At 29.9% G+C, this 6,163-nt stretch carries 3 protein-coding genes and 1 CRISPR repeat array; of the genes, 2 read left to right on the top strand and 1 reads right to left on the bottom strand.

What is annotated here, in order from left to right; translation table 11 throughout:
- Positions 1 to 620: 620 nt before the first annotated feature.
- Positions 621 to 1,469: a hypothetical protein gene (locus C8C76_RS14685; RefSeq protein WP_108142956.1), complete on the top strand. Its 849-nt coding sequence runs from the start codon at positions 621 to 623 to the stop codon at positions 1,467 to 1,469.
- A 656-nt stretch (positions 1,470 to 2,125) separates the two neighbouring features.
- Positions 2,126 to 3,772: direct repeats of the CRISPR family, unit length 37 nt; unit sequence GTCTAATGACTGAGTCCACTACAACAAGGATTGAAAC.
- 197 nt (positions 3,773 to 3,969) lie between these two features.
- Here the strand turns inward: C8C76_RS14685 and C8C76_RS14680 are convergent.
- Positions 3,970 to 4,521 carry a hypothetical protein gene (locus tag C8C76_RS14680; RefSeq protein ID WP_108142954.1) on the bottom strand — a complete coding sequence of 184 codons (552 nt, stop codon included), beginning with the start codon at positions 4,519 to 4,521 and terminating at the stop codon, positions 3,970 to 3,972.
- 937 nt (positions 4,522 to 5,458) lie between these two features.
- On the opposite strand from C8C76_RS14680, the gene C8C76_RS14675 reads away from it, so the two are divergent.
- A complete protein-coding gene (locus C8C76_RS14675) occupies positions 5,459 to 5,980 on the top strand; it encodes a hypothetical protein (protein WP_108142952.1) in 522 nt (173 codons plus the stop codon).
- The last annotated feature ends 183 nt before the right edge of the window (positions 5,981 to 6,163 follow it).

Genomic DNA, 6,163 nt, shown 5'->3' with positions numbered 1-6,163 from the left:
TGTCTGAAATGAAGAGTTTTAATTATTATTGGAGATATTTACTGCAAATTTTTTATTCTTTTTTAAGAAAAAATTGTACAAAGCAAAAAGCTCTAGGATAAATTGTATTGAAAAAATAATAATTAAATGATAATATTATTTATAGAATATTAATTTTAAAACTATCTATAAGAGGATAAATAAAAGTTCTAAGATGTCGAGGTTGCCGCATTTTGATTATTTAGGAGTATTAAAGAGCAAACAGAAGAATAATAGAGATAATTAAATTTGATTTTTCACTGTTTTTTAGTAAATTAATGAAAAATTTTATAAAAATAGAGGGGTTGCCGCAAATGGTAATTTGAGGTTTGTCACAACAGGCTTCGCAAGGGGTGCTGTCAGAATCAACAGTCCATTACAACAAGGATTACGACCCAAACTGATCTAGCTCATTCTCGCCAGCAATACCTCGTCAGAATCAATAATCCATTACAACAAGGATCTTAATTTACTAGCTGTAATTTAAACAGCTAGTTTTTTATTTTTACTCACTTTTCCATACTGTTGTCGAAGTACCTGATAAAATATTATTAGAATAAATTAATCTTGTATTTCAATACCAACTATAAAAGGAAGAAAAAATGATTAATAACCCTACTGATAAAATAAAAGTAAAACTAAATAATCTAAAAAATAATATTCCCTCTAATAAAATTTCACCAATCCTAGCTTTACTATCTCAAGAGAAACTCCTTGAATTCACTGAAAAGATAACTGAATCATCGGCTAACATTTATGATAAGGCCTTAGATTCTGAATATATAAAGACTCATGTTGGTGGAGCTAATCATAGATTATTTGATAATGGCCATGATGTAGTAAACGCCTGGGAGCATATAAAAAATACTTCTGCTGATGATTCTTTTAAGCAAGAAGTAGCAGCATATTTTAATTCTCTCTGGAAAGATTTAAATACTAAAAAGGGTTTACCGTTTATGACTTTAGAAAAAACAAATTATGATAAGAGTTCAGAATGGTTAATGAAGTATATACCACAGGCTGATAAAAAATGGGTATATGATTTGTTTAGTTATGATTCAATTGAAATATTTTCTAGTACTCTGAGTATAGCAGCAGCTATTTTCGCTTTAAAAAAAGATGACCTCGAACAATTAGCTGAACTTTTAGGATCTGCAGGAATTATATCTGCTATTTCAGCTAATCCAATAATGGGAATTGCAATGATTATAACAGCTGCTTATTCTTATTTTATTAAAAAGAAAGAATTTAAAAGCAAAGATTTTAGTAAAGGAATAATCTTATCTTCAGTATCAATGGGTATTTTTTCAGTTTTAGGTATATCATTATTTTTGGAGTTTTTGATAGTAATTATAGCAACTAAAATTTTAAGAGATCAATTAAATAAAGAAATAAATATTAAAGAAACTATCAGGAGCTTCAACCAAAAAATAGTAACCAATTTAGGATGATTTAAATCTTCTAATTAAATTGATCATTTAGAGAGGAAGGATAATATGATGCCCACTCATTTCTGGAAAGGTGTGGCTAGAATCTTAGTTAACCTAATTGTCAGACGAAAGTTCAGGACAAGAATGTTTGATATTTTTATGGATGAAAAGAAGAAAGGGAATGAGAAAGAGTAATTAAACTTGAAAGGAGATTATATAATATGAGATTTTGGATTAGTTATATGATTGAATTACTTGAGGGGATTATCTTAATTGGAAAAGGAGTTTGTAAAGGTACTAAGATGTTATCACAAGGAGTTTTAAGTTTTATAAAGAATAATCAAAATTAAAATCTTGTAGTAATCTCATTTCTCTAAAATAGTTTAACTTTCAATTAAAATATATTTCTATGCTTGCAATTTGTTGGAACTGTCAGTTTATGCTATAATTAGATATAGAAAATACTTAGATTTTTAAATTCTGAGGCAAAATTATTTGGTCTCAAAAACTTGAACCTTGATAATCACTAATATAACAGTTTAGTCAAGATGGTCAAAGTTGCGGCATTTGCTTTAAAATTGGCTTTTTTAGCAGACTTTTATGCTAAAAATAGTGATCTTCTATTCTAAGAAAAGTGCCATAAAGACTGTTATAATAGTAATAATTGACTCTGACGGGTCTAATGACTGAGTCCACTACAACAAGGATTGAAACCTACCTGTGGCTGCAGCAAACATAGCACCTAAAGTTCGTCTAATGACTGAGTCCACTACAACAAGGATTGAAACAATTACCAACTGCTTGACTGACCAATTCTGTATCCGTCTAATGACTGAGTCCACTACAACAAGGATTGAAACTATATATCGTGCCACGCTTCTTGTTCATCATCATCTAGTCTAATGACTGAGTCCACTACAACAAGGATTGAAACTATTATTTTTGTGGTCTATCCAGACTTGATATCCGGGTCTAATGACTGAGTCCACTACAACAAGGATTGAAACATCAAAATGTTCAAAAATTTCAACAAACAATCTAGTCGTCTAATGACTGAGTCCACTACAACAAGGATTGAAACAACTGTTTAGCATCTGAATTCCTATCTGACAAGTGAAGCGTCTAATGACTGAGTCCACTACAACAAGGATTGAAACGCTTGATTCATTACGTCTTTATCGGTGGTCTTTTTGTCTAATGACTGAGTCCACTACAACAAGGATTGAAACCATATTTTCATAGTTTCCTCCTTTTCTATTTAATTTTGTCTAATGACTGAGTCCACTACAACAAGGATTGAAACGCTTCCTCAAGTGATATATTCTCATTACATAATCGCGTCTAATGACTGAGTCCACTACAACAAGGATTGAAACATTAATACTTTCATTTTATTCCTCCCTCAAATCTGGTCTAATGACTGAGTCCACTACAACAAGGATTGAAACATTCTTCTTCAATAGAAACTTTAAGCAATTTAATCAGTCTAATGACTGAGTCCACTACAACAAGGATTGAAACAACATTCAAATAGACGGATATAAAATGCAAATCCTGTCTAATGACTGAGTCCACTACAACAAGGATTGAAACTCAACCTTATTATAGTCTATTGATCCACTAACTTGGTGTCTAATGACTGAGTCCACTACAACAAGGATTGAAACTGGACCTCAAAAACTCCAGTTATATTATTTTTGACAGTCTAATGACTGAGTCCACTACAACAAGGATTGAAACACGAAAAACTAGATAAGGATAAAAAAATTAACTTTGTGTCTAATGACTGAGTCCACTACAACAAGGATTGAAACATACAAGAATTAGAATATATGGCACCAAAGGAGGGGTCTAATGACTGAGTCCACTACAACAAGGATTGAAACCATACCAAGAGGTACTCTTATTAGTTAGCAAAGCCAGTCTAATGACTGAGTCCACTACAACAAGGATTGAAACTATGGGCGCCACAACAAGTCAAATAAGCGGATCTAGTCTAATGACTGAGTCCACTACAACAAGGATTGAAACTTTTCATAACGGTAAAAAAGAATTAATCGGTAAATTGTCTAATGACTGAGTCCACTACAACAAGGATTGAAACCTATCAGGAGAAATCGCTATTCCATCGGCGGTATAGTCTAATGACTGAGTCCACTACAACAAGGATTGAAACAATCAGTTTCAGAAGTTTCTGGCTGTGAAGAAAATTGGTCTAATGACTGAGTCCACTACAACAAGGATTGAAACTTTTTCCACTTCTCTAGCTTATCAACAAGGGATCACTGTCTAATGACTGAGTCCACTACAACAAGGATTGAAACACCGCTCTTTTTTCAGCCCACGCTTGTGACTTATAAATTGTCTAATGACTAAGTCCATTATAATAAGGATAATCACTACTAGTTGCTATTAAGCAGCTAGTTTTTTTATTATAACCAAAAATATTGAAGAGATTTCAAGTTTTTGATATACTATCCTAACACATAGGGCTCTCTTCACACTATCACTAAAGAGATCACTAATATTTTTTATGTTCTATTCTTTTATCTATTTCTTTTTTATATTCCCCCATAAGTAATTCTACCGCTCTTTTATTATCTCCATATTTTTTTGATAATAATTGATTAGTAAATACTAATAGGCCTTTAACAGCTTTGATGACTTCTTTTTTGGTATATCCCAAATCATTTATCATCATTTTTGCTGACATTAAATCGGCTTCCATCTCGATCTTCAAATCTCTTTCACTATTCATTTTAGCATGATCTAAAAAAAGATGATATGCTTCATGTCCAATCACAAAATCTTTTGTGCTCCCCTTTAAAATTGGATCTATTATAATTTCTTTTTTTGGCACTCTTAAAGCTCCTAATACAATCCCACGATATTCTAATAACTCCTTGCTATAAATAATATTAACCTTTTTCTCATCAATATATCTCTTTTCTCTTCTAAATAGTAGTTTTGCTTTATAAAGTAAAATTTCATCAATTAAATAGTCCAATAGATAATCTAAAAACTCTTTCCTATATTCAACATCAGTGAATAATCTTTTTATATTTTTAATCATATTTATAACCTCCTAAAAACTTAATCAAACTTATTTTTACTAAAATGTTTACTCCTTTAATTTTATTCTTTAATAGTTAAATTATTCCTCCAAAATCATGCTATTAATTTTTTTGGTAAATTTAAATTTACTTAGAATATATGTGATGTATTTAATGTGAATTTTATTGAAATACTAATAATTAAATGATAGAATTATTTATAGATTATTTAATCTATGGATATATTTAATACCTTATTATAATCAAGAAAAAAGAACTTCAAAACTACTGAGGTTGCCGCATTTTGATTATTTGGAAGTATTCAAGAGTAAAAAGGCGAATAAAAGAGATAATCAAAGTTGATTTCTCACTGTTTTTAAGTAAATTAGTGCAAAATTTTATAAAAATAGAGGGGTTGCCGCAAATGGCAATTTGAGGCTTGTCACAACAGGCTTCGCAAGGGGTGCTGTCAGAATCAACAGTCCATTACAACAAGGATAATAATCACTAGCTGTTACTTAGCAGCTAGTTTTTTATTTTTATAATATTTTTTTCTCCTTGCCAACCTGATGTCAATCTATATTTATATAATATATTTATAGCAAAAAACCACTCAGGAAGGTTTAAAAAAATGAGGAGGAAATAAAATGAGCATATTAAAATCTTTTTATACTGTATGTATGGACCTAGGTAAATATGTTAGTAACTTACCACTCTCAACCCAAATAGTAATTTATATACTAATGATTTTTAACGCTTCAGTATTGATTAAGGACCTACGTTCTAATATTAAAGATATTAAACTCATGATGTCGAGTTAAAATTTTATAAACTTACTGTCAAAGAAGAAATTTTGAATATTAATAATTAAAGTCATCCTACAAAATTTTTTTAGGGTGACTTTATTCTATTAAGTTGAGTTAATTATATTGAGTAAAAGAATTGGAGGGTTTTATAATGGGGAGTTTAATAAATCTTGAGGAATATAGAAAAAATAAATATGGAAAAGAATTAGAGGAATTTGATGAATTTTTCAAAGAAATACCTGAAGAAGATTTTATTGATTTTCTGATCGAAGAAGATATAGATTTTGATATTTTAAATGCTTACACAACTTATAATGATGAGTTTATAGAAAATAACATTGAGCATCTTGTTCATAATACTTTTCCCCACTGCACCATTTGTGATGACAAGTTAAAAAAAGGTGACAGAGTTGATCTTATGTGGCCACAGGAGTATGCTTTTAATCTTTGTAATAAATGTAAAGTAAATTTGCCAGAAGAATTTGAAAAAGAAAGAATAATTAATTTAGATAAAATGAAACTAATTATGTCAGAAGAAAATTATAAGGAAATAGAAAACAACCTGAATGAAGATGATATTATTAACATCCAAGGTTCTCGTATAATAATGGAAAAGTCTTATAGCCAGATGAAGTATATAGTTTTAGATATGGACGACGGTTTTGATTTTTAAAATATATTATCACTAAATTTCACTAGCATTGCATAAAAATATTTAAGAAAAGTCAAGTTCGATTTTTAGCGAAAATACTTGCTTAAATTAGAAAAACTCCTTATAATTGGGATTAGGATAGTCTTTGTCCAAATCCCAAAAAATAAGGAGCATATACTATGGACAAAGATATCACAGAAACCA

The organism is Halanaerobium saccharolyticum (assembly GCF_003053565.1).
Lineage (GTDB): Bacteria > Bacillota > Halanaerobiia > Halanaerobiales > Halanaerobiaceae > Halanaerobium > Halanaerobium saccharolyticum_B.
Note: the sequence above shows the minus strand (reverse complement) of the source record. Positions and strands in the feature narration are given on the sequence as shown.

Excerpts from the sequence above, each read along its gene's own strand:
- C8C76_RS14685 (WP_108142956.1), top strand. The coding sequence starts at position 621 with ATGATTAATAACCCTACTGATAAAATAAAAGTAAAACTAAATAATCTA.
- C8C76_RS14680 (WP_108142954.1), bottom strand. The coding sequence starts at position 4,521 with ATGATTAAAAATATAAAAAGATTATTCACTGATGTTGAATATAGGAAA.
- C8C76_RS14675 (WP_108142952.1), top strand. The coding sequence starts at position 5,459 with ATGGGGAGTTTAATAAATCTTGAGGAATATAGAAAAAATAAATATGGA.